Source organism: Bacillus safensis (assembly GCF_039619585.1).
Lineage (GTDB): Bacteria > Bacillota > Bacilli > Bacillales > Bacillaceae > Bacillus > Bacillus safensis.
In genome coordinates this window covers 1286232-1301309 of sequence record NZ_CP154909.1, presented here as the reverse complement: position 1 = coordinate 1301309, position 15078 = coordinate 1286232, and the positions used below count along the sequence as shown (strand labels likewise).

The 15078-nt window shown below is 41.7% G+C and carries 12 protein-coding genes and 1 pseudogene; 2 read left to right on the top strand and 11 right to left on the bottom strand.

Annotated elements, in window-relative coordinates; all coding sequences use genetic code 11:
• Nucleotides 1-18 precede the first annotated feature (18 nt).
• Nucleotides 19-903, bottom strand: coding sequence for a cation diffusion facilitator family transporter (locus tag AAYR28_RS06600; RefSeq protein WP_024424706.1), 885 nt, complete (start codon nucleotides 901-903; stop codon nucleotides 19-21).
• Nucleotides 904-1196: 293 nt separating this feature from the next.
• Here AAYR28_RS06600 and AAYR28_RS06595 point away from each other — a divergent pair, with 293 nt between their 5' ends.
• Nucleotides 1197-2366, top strand: coding sequence for an aminotransferase A (locus tag AAYR28_RS06595; protein ID WP_024426854.1), 1170 nt, complete (start codon nucleotides 1197-1199; stop codon nucleotides 2364-2366).
• Nucleotides 2367-2391: 25 nt separating this feature from the next.
• Here the strand turns inward: AAYR28_RS06595 and AAYR28_RS06590 are convergent, their stop codons facing one another.
• Both AAYR28_RS06590 and AAYR28_RS06585 read right to left on the bottom strand, forming a co-directional pair.
• Nucleotides 2392-4221, bottom strand: a complete 1830-nt coding sequence (locus AAYR28_RS06590) for a PAS domain-containing sensor histidine kinase (RefSeq protein WP_025092344.1) — start codon at nucleotides 4219-4221, stop codon at nucleotides 2392-2394.
• Between the two features lie 156 nt (nucleotides 4222-4377).
• Nucleotides 4378-6504, bottom strand: a complete 2127-nt coding sequence (locus AAYR28_RS06585; RefSeq protein WP_345808956.1) for a penicillin-binding protein 2 — start codon at nucleotides 6502-6504, stop codon at nucleotides 4378-4380.
• Nucleotides 6505-6841: 337 nt separating this feature from the next.
• Between AAYR28_RS06585 and AAYR28_RS06580 the strand changes: the two genes are divergently transcribed.
• Entirely contained in the window at nucleotides 6842-7636 is a 795-nt protein-coding gene (locus AAYR28_RS06580; RefSeq protein ID WP_061109766.1) for a CAP domain-containing protein, read from the top strand.
• 97 nt (nucleotides 7637-7733) lie between these two features.
• Here the strand turns inward: AAYR28_RS06580 and AAYR28_RS06575 are convergent, their stop codons facing one another.
• The 8 genes and pseudogenes from AAYR28_RS06575 to AAYR28_RS06545 form a co-directional block, all read right to left on the bottom strand.
• Nucleotides 7734-8606, bottom strand: coding sequence for an NAD(P)-dependent oxidoreductase (locus AAYR28_RS06575; protein WP_120207141.1), 873 nt, complete (start codon nucleotides 8604-8606; stop codon nucleotides 7734-7736).
• Nucleotides 8607-8619: 13 nt separating this feature from the next.
• Nucleotides 8620-9405 carry an SDR family oxidoreductase gene (locus tag AAYR28_RS06570; RefSeq protein ID WP_120207143.1) on the bottom strand — a complete coding sequence of 262 codons (786 nt, stop codon included), beginning with the start codon at nucleotides 9403-9405 and terminating at the stop codon, nucleotides 8620-8622.
• Between the two features lie 73 nt (nucleotides 9406-9478).
• Nucleotides 9479-10426: a methyl-accepting chemotaxis protein gene (locus AAYR28_RS19045; protein WP_369877327.1), complete on the bottom strand. Its 948-nt coding sequence runs from the start codon at nucleotides 10424-10426 to the stop codon at nucleotides 9479-9481.
• Nucleotides 10418-11440 (bottom strand): annotated as a pseudogene (locus AAYR28_RS19040) (HAMP domain-containing protein); the annotation flags it as partial. The gene AAYR28_RS19045 and the pseudogene AAYR28_RS19040, both read right to left, overlap by 9 nt.
• A 113-nt stretch (nucleotides 11441-11553) precedes the next feature.
• Nucleotides 11554-12582, bottom strand: a complete 1029-nt coding sequence (gene splB / locus AAYR28_RS06560) for a spore photoproduct lyase (RefSeq protein ID WP_120207148.1) — start codon at nucleotides 12580-12582, stop codon at nucleotides 11554-11556.
• 82 nt (nucleotides 12583-12664) lie between these two features.
• Nucleotides 12665-12907: a transcriptional regulator SplA domain-containing protein gene (locus tag AAYR28_RS06555; protein ID WP_044331928.1), complete on the bottom strand. Its 243-nt coding sequence runs from the start codon at nucleotides 12905-12907 to the stop codon at nucleotides 12665-12667.
• A gap of 100 nt (nucleotides 12908-13007) precedes the next feature.
• The gene (gene ptsP / locus AAYR28_RS06550) at nucleotides 13008-14726 is read right to left on the bottom strand and encodes a phosphoenolpyruvate--protein phosphotransferase (protein WP_041106058.1); all 1719 of its coding nucleotides are present in this window, start codon (nucleotides 14724-14726) and stop codon (nucleotides 13008-13010) included.
• Nucleotides 14726-14992 (bottom strand): phosphocarrier protein HPr, encoded by a 267-nt coding sequence (locus AAYR28_RS06545; protein WP_003211078.1) that lies wholly within the window; start codon nucleotides 14990-14992, stop codon nucleotides 14726-14728. The genes ptsP and AAYR28_RS06545 overlap by 1 nt, the downstream gene beginning before the upstream one ends.
• Nucleotides 14993-15078 lie beyond the last annotated feature (86 nt).

The following is a 15078-nucleotide window of genomic DNA, read 5'->3' as shown; positions in this document are numbered from 1 at the left end:
ATAGGTTGATCGCCTTTTTTACGTTTGTGCGCTTCTTTCACTTTCAGGTTCCACATGAATAAAGATTTGTGCATGCGGAAATTCCAGCTGAATCTTCTCTTCAATTCGATCACATAATTGGTGAACATCTTCAATCGTTGTCTTTCCATCTACAATCAAATGAAAATCAATATATTCCTCGGCACCAGACCGCCTTGTTCGAAAGTCATGATATTCAATAAATTCTTGACTAAATCCTTGAATGATCGCTTCGATTGATTGTTCTTCCTCTGGTGTTAACCGAGCATCAACAAGCGGCGGGAAGGCTTCCTTCATGAGTTTAAACGCTTCACGCATAATAAAGAGGGCCAGAACCATTCCAATGATCGGATCTAGGAAATACCAGTCGGTTAATGCCACAAGCAATAAACTAAATGCCACCCCTAATGACGTAAACACATCCGTTAAAAGATGCAGTGCATTTGATTTCATGGCAACTGAATGTACTCGCTCAGCCTCTTTGTTCACAACCCTCGATACAACAAAATTGATGAGCGCGCCTAGCAGCATGACCACAATACCAAGCACAGGCAGCTTGACTGGCTCTGGATGCATTAATTTGTGAACACATTCGTATATAATCCAAATGCCAGCAACGAAAATCAGCAGGGTCTCAATCGTTCCAGAAATATTTTCGACTTTTCCATGTCCATAAGGATGTTTAGAATCTGCTGGCTTTCTTGAAATACGAACAGAAATAAATGCAATAAACGACGCCATTAAATCGAGAAACGAATGAATGGCTTCTGATAAAACCGCAACAGATCCGGTTAAAAGACCCACAATGATTTTTAAGATGACCACAAATGTGTTGCTCAGCACGGATAGGAACGCGATTTTCGATGTCTTCGCTGATTGTTCCATCTATCGTCCTCCTTTAGGAGATCGTATGTCTATGAAAGCCATTCCCATGACCCTGATTCTCACGTTCTTTCAGTTTACGCAGTTTTGCCGTTTTCTAATCATCTTCATCACAGCCTGTATTTTCTCTTGAGGTTACGCTATAATAAATGTTGCTCTTTCTTCAATATATCACTCATGCGGTGATGGATAGGAGAATAGACTACATATAACGATATCCAGTGCCTTTCGCAGGTGACATTTATGCAGTGAATGGTAAAATAGGATAAAAACATAAATTTTTAAGGTGATGAGAAATGGAGCATTTGCTGAATCCAAGAGTAAAGGATATTGAAATTTCAGGCATTCGAACATTTTCAAATCTCGTATCGTCATATGAGGATGTCGTTTCATTGACGATAGGCCAGCCCGATTTTTATACGCCGCATCATGTCAAAACAGCTGCCAAAGCAGCCATTGACGAGAATTTCACCTCATACACTCACAATGCTGGTTTCCTAGAGCTAAGACAAGCGATCCAGCATTATATCAAGAAGAAAGTGAATCTTGATTATGATGCAGAGTCAGAAATCATTGTGACGACAGGTGCAAGTCAAGCAATTGATGCTGCGTTTCGAACCATTTTAACAGAAGGCGACGAGGTCATTTTACCTGGACCTGTATACCCCGGATATGAACCGATCATTCGAATGTGCGGTGCCATGCCCGTACATATTGACACAACGAATGCCGGCTTTAAATTGAATGCCAAGCTGATTGAGGATGCGCTAACGGAAAAGACAAAGTGTGTGGTTCTTCCTTACCCTTCAAACCCGACTGGTGTCACGCTTTCAGAAGAAGAATTGAAAGAAATTGCCCAGCTCCTTGAAGGAAAAGACATCTTTATTTTATCCGATGAAATCTACAGCGAGCTGACATTTGACCGGCCGCATCATTCAATTGCCTCTTTCTTAAAAGAACAGACCATTGTCATCAATGGACTGTCTAAATCTCATAGCATGACTGGATGGAGAATTGGATTTTTATTTGCTTCAGCTCCAATTGCTAAACATGTATTAAAAGTACATCAATATAACGTGTCTTGTGCCTCGGCTGTCTCACAAAAGGCGGCACTTGAAGCTGTGACAAATGGTGTGGATGATGCACTGATCATGAGAGAGCAATATAAGAAAAGACTCGATTATGTATATGATCGGCTCATTTCTATGGGGCTTCCGGTAATTAAACCTTCTGGCGCTTTTTATATTTTTCCATCCATTGAATCGTTTGGGATGAGTTCCTTTGATTTTTGCATGGAGCTGTTAGAAAGTACAAGACTTGCGGTCGTACCAGGCTCTGCTTTCTCTCCACTTGGCGAAGGGTATGTGCGCCTGTCTTACGCTTATTCACTTGAAACGCTGAAAGAAGGACTTGACCGGCTAGAACAATTTGTACTCGAAAAACGTTCTATTCATTCGCTAGATTGAAACAACGGCTCTCTTGCCGTTGTTTTTATTTTGCAGGAAACATGATGTGAAATACGGTGCCCTTTTCAGGCTGACTATCCACACGGATCGTCCCGTTATGATTTTCTAAAATATTAAATGTGACCATGAGGCCAAGTCCTGTTCCTTTTTCCTTTGTGGTTAAAAAGGGCTCTCCAATCCGCTTCATCACCGATTCAGGAATGCCGATCCCTTCATCACGAATCGTGACAAGTATTCCATCACCTTCTGCTTTGGCTGTGATGTCTACCTTTCCTCCGTCCGGCATGGATTCTACGGCATTTTTGATTAAATTGATAAACACTTGCTTGAGCTGATTTTGATCTCCGTTCATCAGGAGACCCTCCTCTATCTCACTTGTGTTCATTAAAATGCCATTTAAGTTCGCTTGTGTTTCTAACAAGGCTGTGACTTCGCTGATGATTTTTTTCAAATCCAGCGTCTGCATTGAGGACGTTTGCTGCGGTTTCGCCAGCATTAGCAGCTCACTCAAGATAATTTCTATTCGGCTCAGCTCAGAGAAAACAATCTCGAAGTATTGATCGCGATCTTTTGTTTTCGGTTTAATAAGCTGTAAAAAGCCTTTGATGGCGGTCAATGGGTTTCTGATTTCATGTGCAATGCCAGCCGCCAATTGGCCTGCAATCGATAATTTTTCAGAGCGGAGCATGAGCTCTTCTGTCTGCTTACGTTCGGAGATATCTCTTAAAATAATTTGAACCGCTGTTTCTCCAAAAAATGTAGTTGGGATACAGACCATTTCTGTATAAATCAGCTTATGTTTAAACGTATGACAGCTCATTGTGACAATCTCAGAATCTGATGCTCTTTCAATAATACGTGATAAACTCTTTTTGACCTTTTGCTGATCACAGGAATGAATTTGATGAAAGATATCCTTTCCTATTAATTTATCGTAATGCTCGGCTTCAAATAATTTAATGCCAGATTCATTCATAAACACCCACTTGTGATCATGGATGACTGCAATCGTATCAATGGAGTTTTGAATGAGCAGCTGATACCTCTCCCGGCTTTTTTGAAGAACGGTTTGAAATTTTTTACGGGATGAGATGTCCACGAGCAGTAAAAGCTCTGCCCGCTGATTTTGATAAATCGTCGGTGATGACTTTACCTCAATATGAATACTGCTCCCATCTTGACGCTTCCATATCTGTTCAATCATTCCGACTGGAAGGCCTTGCTGCAGCCTTGTTATTCGGCTTCTGACAATATCATGGTACTCTTCAGCAATAAAATCAAACGCGGACTTGCCGATCATGTCATCTCTTGCACTTACCCCCATTAATTGCAGCATCGCATCATTCGCATACACAATTTTCCCTAAAGTCGTAATACATAACGGATTTGGCAGCATGGCAATCAATTGTTCAGCTTCACCGACATTTTGGAAAGCCGGCAGACTGCCTAACGACTGTTCTGCTACTTTTGATGTTGTTTGAAATGCTGCTTTTTGGGGCTCAGTATCCAGCACCCTCATTTTCAGGATCATTTCTCTACTTACTTCGTTGTCTAACCCATCACAAGCAACAAAATCAATGCTTGCTTCGATCCATACAGCTGTCAGATCACTTCTTAGCAGTCTAAAGTGGCAAACCTCTAGCATGTGCTGATTGTAAAAATAACTTTCGACGAGAAATTGATCTTCGGTATGAACAAAGTCTTTCAAAAAACACCCTAGTAAATCCTTTTGTTCATAGAGCAAAAGCTGCTTACAGTTGGAAGAAATGTAGAGAAAGCGGCCATTAGAAGAAAGAACGGCATGTAAATCGATGTTCGAATACAATTGATTCGAATCTTTCATTTGTTGTTCCATCGTCGTCCGACCCTCCTTTTCATTTTTTAGGGTTGTCCTTAGATTGATGTATAAAAAAGATTCGCTAGAAAACCCGTATTTTCCTTCTGTCATCGAGGGAAACGTCCATATTTTCAGCAAAAAGGGAGCACTTTCTGCTGCTGTGCTCCCTGCGGTTTATTGTTTTTCATATTTCTTTTGTAATTCAACGTACTTATCCACAATTTTACTCGGGATGTTTTTAATAACAGGATCCTTATCTGAGACATAAGGTGTCACGACACTAAACGCCACCTTTGGATTAGAAGAAGGATAATATCCTCCAAAGGTTAAGTTGTACGTTGAATTTCCCCACCAGCTGCGGTTGGCACCATAGTAGAACGTTTGCGCTGTACCTGTTTTTCCTGCGACATCATGCTGACCAAACCGGCCAGCGGCAGTTCCGCCTGTTGATGTGACCATTTTCAGTCCCGTTTTTACGCGGTCAATATCTGCTTTCGAGTTGTTAATCGTATTCAGCACTTTCGGCTCATATTTTTTTACGACTGAGCCTACTTCATCCTTCTTCGTTGGAAGATGAACACTTTTCACTACTCTTGGCTGAATACGGCTGCCTCCATTGGCGATCGTTGACATGTATTGTGCCACTTGAAGCGGTGTATACGTGTCGTACTGACCAATTGCTTCATCAAGCAAGAGTCCGCCGACCGTCTTAGGATGCGTCTGCATCCCGCTTGATTCCTGCGGCAGATCGATCCCCGTTTTCACGCCAAGACCGAATTGCGCATAGTAGTTTCTCATTTTTTGTAAGTGCTCAGGCCTTGCAGGTAACGGACCATCCTTTTGATAGGTGATGCCCGCCATTCTCATCGCTACTTGGAACATGTAGACGTTGGAACTTTTTTGGAGTGCTTGAAGGTCATTGACCCATCCTAGATTTTTATAAGACTTTTTCGCCTTTCCATTACTCCCTGCAAAATAGAGCGGTGTATCCATATAGGCTTGGTTGTGTGACATCCCGTCCTGATAACCGCCAAGTACTGTGGCTCCTTTGACAACAGAGCCCATTTCGTACTGGGTCGTAAATGTTCCGATCGCATAATCTGTGACGTCTCTGCCGTCCATTTTCTTGCCTGACATGGCGAGAACATCCCCTGTGTGAGGGTCCATCATGACGACAAAGGCACGATCCATCATATAGTTTCTCGCGCTGGCGGATCTAAGCTCTGATTCAACGATTTTGTCGACTTCCTTTTGCAGCTCCATATCAAATGTCAGCGCAAGATCAAGTCCTCTTCGTCCTTCTGTCCGCTTGATTTCATCGAGCAGCTTCCCGCCAACCTGTGTATATTGAACGGTCGCTTTCTCTGGGTTTAGAAAATCCTCGTATTGATATTCTAAATAGCTCTTCCCTACCCGGTCATTTCGCGAGTAGCCTCTTGCCATATAGTAATCTTCACGCTCTTTAATAATTCCTTGCTCTGGTGTAGTCACACCGCCAAGTACATTATAAAGGGTCTTTTCATACGGATATTTTCTTGTCCAGTCGTTGATGACGTTCACACCAGGCAGTTCATCAAGATGCTCTGAGACAAGTGAAATTTCTTCATATGTCAGGCTTACGGATGAAGTTTGTTTTGATTCTTTCGTTTCATCGAGTAAAGCCACTTTTTCGTCCCCTTTTTTCTCTTCGTTTGGGTTCATTGCCTTCACGATTTGGGGCTCAAAGGCATATCCGCCTGTAAATCTACGGTAGATCGCTGCAACAGCTTTTTCCTCTGCATCCTTTTCGATCGCTTTGACTTCTTTCTTTGGGACACGCTCTACTTGAAGCGGATAGACATCCTTTGCATCGATATCTTTTTTCTCCGCTTTTGAAATGAGTTTATCCGCTTCTTTCGGATGGCTCGCCAGCCAAAAATCTCGAATGTCACGCTCTCTCAAAAAATCAGTATCCATTTTTATATAAGTCGCAAGTTTTCTTGCTACCTTAATCTTATCCTCCGCTTTCACACCGCTTTCTGATGTATAAACGATGGCAGGTACACTTTCGTTATCAACGACGACTCTTCCTCTCGCGTCATACATTTTTCCTCTTGGAGACGGGTATGATGCTGTTTTGACCTCTGTTCGGTTGGCTTGCTTTTTATAATCTTCACCATTGACGATTTGCAGCACACCAAGCTTGATCACAAGTCCAGCAAATAAACTAAATACAGCGAAGAAAAAGAGATTAATTCTCCAGGCGTTCCGGCGCTTGATTTTTTTTTGCTCGGCAGCACCTTGATGCTGTTTCTCTCCCACTTATGTAGCTCCTCTCATCCTTTTCAATCTTTTACAATTACCACTCATTATTGTAACACTTTTGTAATAGTTGTTACAGCGAAACGAGTGGAAAAAAGCTGTCAATCCCTAATCTGCAAAAAAATATACTAACACTTTAAAATATTGGTATGTTTATGTCGTTTTCTTTAAATGGAAGAATTCCCTATCCTTTGATATGAAGCGACTCTTACGATGACTTTAACAAAAATGACAAACTGGCATTGTCAATGGAGGATGCTGGTATGTTTATAACAAAAAGTCCATGTTATGATTTTTTGTGAGAAAACAAAACAAAGATTTTAGGAGGAGTTACAATATGAAGAAGAAATCATTCTTTTTTTCAGCGCTGACAGCTGCTGCACTCATCACATTCACTGGAGGACATTCAGCTGATGCGAAGGAGCTTAACCTGAAACAAGTAATAAATGTACAGCATCAAGCCATTGATCTTCATACACTAGCAGCAAAATTACATATCTCTTCAGATGTAAATAAGCTAAGCAAGTCGAATCAAAAAGAGATCGAAGCTCTATTAAACAAACTGATCAAAAGCGGTCAACCTGTTACTGGAACAAAAGTAGTGAAAGAAGTAAACAAAGCAAAACAAGAACAAAAACAAGAATCAGTGAAAAAACCAACTGCTTCTAAGCCAAGCACTCCAGCAAAAGAAAACACAAACAGCAACACTAAAGCTGACCAAAAAGACACAGCGGCATCAAAAGCAGACAGCAGCTTAAATGCATTTGAAAAAGAAGTGGTTGAGCTGACAAATAAAGAGCGTGCAAAACAAGGCTTAAAGGCACTTTCTGTTGATTCTAAATTAAGCAAATCTGCTCGTGCAAAATCTCAAGATATGAAAGATAAAAACTATTTCTCTCATACAAGCCCAACTTATGGATCTCCATTTGATCAAATGAAGCAATTCGGCATCACTTACAAATCAGCAGGTGAAAACATTGCCCAAGGTCAAAGATCCCCTCAAGAAGTTGTGACAGCATGGATGAACAGTGAAGGCCACAGAGCGAACATTTTAAACAAAAGCTATACACATATCGGTGTTGGTTATGTGAAATCTGGCAACTACTGGACGCAGCAATTCATCGGAAAATAATATCAAAAAAACCTGTCCCTATGTGGGACAGGTTTTTAGTTTGTTTTGAGAGTTTGTTTAAAACTGCAAACTATTCCACCTAGGCGGGGCAGTTTATTTATTTGACCCATAATTTATAGATGCTCTGGGTCCCGCTGTTTTCTTCACCCTGTTCGCTCAGCTTTTCATAAAGTGACTTCGCAAGTGAGAGCCCTGGCATTTCTTCCCCCATCAGCTCTGCTTCTTCAAGTGCAATGCCCATATCCTTGATAAAATGCTTCACATAAAACCCTGGCTCGAAATCGCCTTTCAGCATTCTTGGTGCAAGGTTTGACAAGGACCAGCTGCCGGCTGCACCTGTTGTGATGCTTTTGAGCACCTGCTCTGGATCAAGCCCTGATTTTTCGGCATAGGCCATTGCCTCTGCGACACCGACCATCCCCGCTGCAATGGCAATTTGGTTACACATTTTTGTATGCTGACCGCTTCCTGCCGGTCCTTGATATTGAATGTTTTCACCCATTTGCTCAAATAGGGGCAGACAGGCTTCATAGGCTGACCTTTCTCCGCCGATCATAATGGCCAGCGTGCCATTTTGGGCTCCTATGTCTCCGCCTGATACAGGTGCATCTAATGCAAATACACCTCTTTCCTTCGCTTTCAGCTCAATTTCTTTTGCAAGCTGAGGCTTCGATGTCGTCATATCAATGAGATATGTACCTGGAGCGGCATGTGCCACAAGCCCATCTTCACCTAAATAGATCTCTTCTACATCCGATGGATATCCCACCATTGTGATGACGGCATCTGCACTTTCTGCAATCTCTTTTACTGCCGGCTTCCATGATGCCCCTTTTTGAATCAATGCGTCTGCTTTTGCTTTCGTTCTTGTATAAACGATAACTTCATAGCCTGCATCCATTAAATGCCCTGCCATACTGCGCCCCATTACACCGATTCCTATAAAACCAACTGTTTTGATTTGTGCCATCACTTGTTCCTCCTTAAAGAGACTTTGTCAATCCACCATCAATGATCAGTGTTTGACCTGTCATATATGTATTGGCTTCAGATAAAAGAAACACTGCATATGCTGCAAATTCTTCTGGCTGTCCGTAACGGCCAAGCGGGATCGCTCGTTCAGCCTGTGCTTTGATTTCTTCAACCGTTTGATTCTCTCTTTGTGCTCGGTGCTTTTCCAGCTGTTTCACACGGTCTGTTTCAATTTTTCCCGGTGCTAACGTATTGATCAAAATACCATCCTTCGCAAGCTCCTGAGCGGCTGTTTTTGTCCAGCCGGCAATGGCAGGTCTAAATGTATTCGACAGCATCAAGCCCGGGATCGGTTCTTTCACTGACATTGACGCAATATTTAACACACGTGCGCCGCGTTTTTTCAAATAAGGCAATGCCTCTTTTAATAATCGAATATAGCTGAGTAAATGAAGCTGAAATGATTCGATCCAATCTTCATCTGTTAAGGTGTCGAGCGTTCCTGTTTTAGGCCCGCCTGTATTGTTCACAAGAATGTCGAGACACTTCTCATCACCAGCCGCCGCTTGAACAAGCGCCTTGATTTGCCCGGCGTCAGATACATCACATACTTGATAAGTCAGCTGTCCTTTGACAAGCGGAGACAGCTCCTTGACTGTTTCTTTCAGCTTCTGTTCATGTCTTCCCGAGAGCATCACATCTGCTCCCTCTTTTGCTAGAGCAAAGGCAATCGATTTTCCGATACCTTGACTGCTTGCAGCTACCAATGCTTTTTTTCCAGTTAGATTGACATCCATGTCAACACCTCCTCTAGTTTATTTTATCATACAAAAAGAACCTTGCTCACATCGCAAGGTTCCTTTCCGCTCATTACACCTTAAATCGGTCAACCGCCTGACGCAGTGCCTGGCTTGATTCGTTCAGCATTTCAGTTGAGGTTTTCGTTCTTTCTAACACTTGAACTTGTTCATCTGTAGACGCATGCACTTCCTCAGCTGAGGCAGCAGATTCTTCTGAAATGGCAGCAATACTTTGAATGGAGTCACTCATCTTCTGCTGCTCTTCTGTCATTTCATTAATCTGTGTATGAATGCTGTCGATTGAACCGACAAGTGCCTGCATTTCCATTGTGATACTGCTAAGTGCCTCACCGGTTGCATTGATGGCGGCACCTTGTTCCTCATTCATTTTACTTGCTGTTGTCATCGCTTCAGCCGCCTTCTTCGATTCATCTTGAATGAGTTTGACGGTTTCACTAATGTGTTTTGTTGACTGCGCAGATTGTTCAGCAAGCTTTCTCACTTCTTCTGCAACTACAGCAAATCCTCGTCCACTTTCTCCTGCTCTCGCTGCTTCAATGCTTGCATTCAGTGCAAGTAAATTCGTTTGATCCGAGATTTCAGAGATGGCGGTCACGACATTTTCAATATTTTTCGTTTTATGCTCAAGGTCTAGCAGCATTTGCTCAACCTTTTTCGATTCTTCACTCGCTTGTGTTGATTTTTGGACGAGCAAACCAAGTGCGTCAAGCCCTTTATAGCTTGCATCTTCAGATGATTTTGAGTTGGTCTGCATTTGCGTGGCAAGCTCACCCATATGGCGCACTTTCTCATACAAATACTCTGATTTTTCATTAATCGTTTCTGCATCTGATGCCTGCTTAGTCGCTCCTGTTGCCACCTCTTGAATGGCCGTTGCAATCTGTTCGCTAGACAGCAAAGTCTCATTTGAAATGTGGGTCACTTCATCCGCTGATTTCACAACTTGATCTGAAGCCCATTTCACTTTTTCAATTAACTCCCTGATATCCTCGGTCATTTGATTAATGCTTTTCGTGAGGGAACCAATTTCATCTTGGGATTTCACTGCAAGCGTACTTGTTAAATCGCCTTCTGACACCTTACGCACATGCTCTATTAGACGCTTGATTGGCGTTGTAATGCTTCTTGCCAATAAGAAGCTGAGGATCATCGCAAGAATAATGGCAATGACGGAAATAATGATGCTTGTCTGATTCATTTGTTCTGTGATCCAAAGCAGTTTCTTTTTCTCAAAGCTGACACCAATCGTCCAATCAGCTTCTTTGATTTTAGATATGACCGTCAGTTCTTTTCTGTCATCAATACCTGAATTGTCGATCGCTTTTTTCACAGAAGCTACTTTTGATATGTTTTTTCCTTGCTCTGTTGGATGTGCTAAAATGGTTCCTTTGCCGTCAACTAAGAAAGCGGTACCCATATAAGGAATCTTTTGTTCCTTTATATAAGATTGAATGGAGGATAATTTCAAATCAAGTCCAGCGACCCCAACGACCTTTCCGTTTCTGACAATCGCCTTTGTGGCTGAGACGACCATTTCATTTGTTGCTTTATCGATATATGGATCAGTCCAAATGACTTCGTCAGGCTTTTCAGCTGATTGGATAAACCAATCTCGTTTAGATGGGTCATACCCTTCACCAAAATCGGACTCTGGGAAGGCGAACATTTTGCCGTCACTTGTTCCAATATAGGCAAGTGAAATAAGTTCATCCTGCTCCTGCAAGCCTTTTAGTTCATCGTTTTCGAAGACTAATGTTTGTTTTGTTTGTTTTTGCGCAAAATCTTCAGTAAGTGTACTAGTTGCCAGTTTATTAATTGTATCACTGTAATTATCAAGCTTTTGTGCAATGATGTCTCTCATGCTCTCTGCCGTTGCTGCTGTGGTGGTTTTTGCATCTCGTTCAATAAGTGGTGTTAATACTATGTTAGAACCCACTTGAACGGCCACGACGGTTAAAATTAAAATAACTGAGATGAAAACAGCTATTCTCACTTGAAGTTTCTTAAACATCTCATCACCCCTACATCTACTTTCACACCTTAATTTATATATCGGCAAAATGATACCGCATTCAATAGTTGTAAGAAAATTTAAATAGAAAAAACAAGCCGTATAGGCTTGTTTCAAGTAAAATATTCAATTTTTGCAGAAGGAAAGTACTGATCTATATATGACTCTAAAGTCTTTCTTAGTTCTTGTTCCTCATCTTTTTGATAGATATATTTTCCTATTCCGTATCTTCCCCACTTGTATCTTCTTTTTTCTTCGTCCAACTCTAATTTTGATTTTGGGTAGTTTTTTTGAATCACACGCTTTGCTGGTTTTGTAAAGCGATGCTGAATCATCTCAAAGGTGATATCGTCTCTCACATCTTCAGGAAGAGCTGCATCAAGCTTTTCAAAAAGAACTTTATACCCTTCCTGCCAGCCTTCGTGGATGTAGATTGGAGCAATAATAAAGCCTAGAGGATAGCCTGCCTTTGCGACCTTAACAGCCGCTTCAATCCGCTTATCTAGCGGTGATGTGCCAGGCTCGAAATATTTAATGACATAATCGGCATTGATACTAAAACGGAATCTTGTCCGGCCGTTATGCTTTGCATCTAACAGATGATCGACATGATGGAATTTCGTGACGAAGCGAAGTTTTCCCAGGTCCGTCTGCCCGAAGTATTCAATCGCTCGTTTGAGTGTATGTGTCAAATGGTCTATTCCTACGATGTCTGAAGTACATGATGCTTCAAATCTCGTGATATCCGGCGCCCGCTCGTTCATATACTGCTCAGCCTGATCTAATATTTCTTCTACATTGACGTACGTTCGGATGTAAGGCTTACTTCCCATTGTTGTTTGCAAATAGCAATAATGACAATGCCCCATACATCCTGTTGCAAATGGGATCGCATACTCTGCAGATGGTTTAGACGAGTCAAACTTTAATGTCTTCCTCACACCAATGACAAGTGTTGACTTTGCGTTACGATACTTTTGCAAGTCATTTTTTCCCGGAATATTTCTGACCTGGTTGTGTGAAGTCGTTTCTCTTATTTCGATTCCCATACCCTCAAACTTTTCCTTCAGCTCTCGTCCTAACGGGTACTCTAACGCCCGAGGTTCAATGTAAACAAGCTGGGGAACGAAAGGTTTGATCATATTAAGCACATCCTTACCTTTAAGGTTTTCATACCGTTACTTTAACCGCACAGGATGGCTTTTATCCTTTCTAAAATCTCCCTTATTCAAACAAGTCTTGATAAAGAGCTTCTGCTTCTTCATATGTTGGAAACACAGCATCATCTGGTGCTAGTGGATGATACGTTTCAAGCAAAAAGAGGGCAAGCTCTTCTTCGTTGTATGGATGTGAAACAATTTCTGCTTCTTTAATTTGTGCTACGTTTGCAGCATGTGGATTTCGATAAATCACATATACTTGATCACCCGGTTTGTAGTCTGAGAAAGGCAATCTGGTCACCTCCATTTTTTAATTATAGGGTGCCCTTCTCACTGCCCATTATGACTCAATATGATAAAATTCGACAAAAAAACCAGACAGTTTCACCTGTCTGGTTTTCATTCACTTAGTTTTGTTGAAACGTCTTCTTGACGAAATCAACCACTTCTTCTGTTGTGCTAAGTGATAAAATATGCTCTTTAAATGATGCAGCTTCTTCTTTAGAAAGCTTGCTTAGCTGCGTTCTAGCTGGAAGAATGGATGTTGCACTCATTGAGAATTCATCTAATCCTAATCCAAGTAGTAGCGGGATTGCAATTTCATCTCCTGCCATCTCACCGCACATGCCGACCCATTTACCCTCTTTATGCGCTGCTTCGATCACAAGCGTAATAAGACGTAAAATCGCTGGGTTGTAAGGCTGGTAAAGGTAAGACACTCTTTCGTTCATTCGATCAGCAGCCATTGTGTATTGAATCAAATCATTCGTTCCAATACTGAAGAAATCTACTTCTTTTGCAAATTGGTCTGCGATGACAGCTGTTGATGGAATTTCTACCATCATTCCGATTTCAATCGAATCAGAAACGTCTGTACCAGCGGCAACCAATGCTTCTTTTTCTTCAAGTAAAATGGCTTTTGCTTCTCTAAATTCTGATAACGTCGCGATCATAGGGAACATGATTTTCAAGTTTCCATATGTACTTGCACGAAGTAAGGCGCGTAGTTGTGTTCTGAAAATCTCCTGCTCTTCCAGGCAAAGGCGAATGGCTCTATAGCCAAGGAACGGGTTCATTTCTTTTGGAAGCTGCAAGTAAGGAAGTTCTTTATCGCCACCAATATCTAGTGTGCGGACAACCACTGCTTTCCCTTCCATCTTCTCTAAAACTGTTTTATACGCATCGAACTGCTCTTCTTCTGTAGGAAGCTGGTCTCTGCCCATGTATAAAAATTCAGTACGGTACAATCCAACTGCTTCGCCGCCATTTTCAAGTACACCTTTTACATCTTCAGGTGTTCCGATATTTGCAGCTAGCTCTACGTGAACGCCGTCTTTTGTGACCGTTGGCTGGTCAACAAGTTTCGCCCATTCCGCTTTTTGAGCTAAGTAGTCTTCATGCTTTTTTTGATACGCTTTCACTTCATCTTCAGAAGGCTGAATGATGACGTCTCCAGTAATACCATCCACAATGATCAGATCATCGTTTTTCACCGTTTTTGTTGCTTCTTTTGTCCCAACAACTGCTGGAATCTCCATAGATCTTGCCATGATCGCTGAGTGAGAAGTACGACCGCCGATATCTGTTGCAAAGCCTTTGACAAATTGTCTGTTCAGCTGAGCAGTATCAGAAGGTGTTAAATCTTCAGCAATGATGATGACTTCTTCAGAAATCATGCTTGGGTTTGGAATGTCAACGCCAAGCAAATGTCCAGTCACACGTTTCGTTACGTCGCGAATATCCGCTGCACGTTCCTTCATGTATTCATTGTCCATTGCTTCGAACATTGTGACAAACATTGTCGCTGTTTCTTTTAAAGCAAATTCAGCATTTACTTTATCAGATTTGATTTTATCCTTTACTGGGCTTAGCAGTTCAGGATCACTTAACACAAGAAGGTGGGCAGAAAAGATATCTGCTTTGTCTTGGCCAAGCTCTTTTAGCGCATGTTCTTTAATTGCTTCAAGTTCTTGTTTAGAAACATGAATTGCTTCTTCAAAACGCTTCACTTCTGTCTCTGGATCGTTGATGTCTTTTTGGTGAACTGTTAAATCTGGTTCTTCCAGACGATATGCTTTTGCAATCGCAACGCCTGCTGAAGCACCGATTCCTTTCAGTTGTTGCATTACTCGCCTAGGCCTTCACTTTTCATTGTGTCTTTAAGCGCAGCAAGTGCATCATTTTCATCAGAACCAGAAGCAGAGATTGTGATTGTAGCACCTTTCGCAATTCCTAGAGACATTACACCCATAATAGATTTCAGGTTCACTGTTTTACCATTATATTCTAAGTTGATATCAGCATCATATTTACTAGCAGTTTGTACAAGAACTGTTGCAGGACGTGCGTGAATTCCAGAATCTGCAGTTACTTTGAATGTTTGTTGAGCCATTTTTATCAATCTCCTTTTTATACAATTAATACATCCACAATATTATATCATACTGCCGAGCTTGTCATCTAACAAGAACGGCAGTT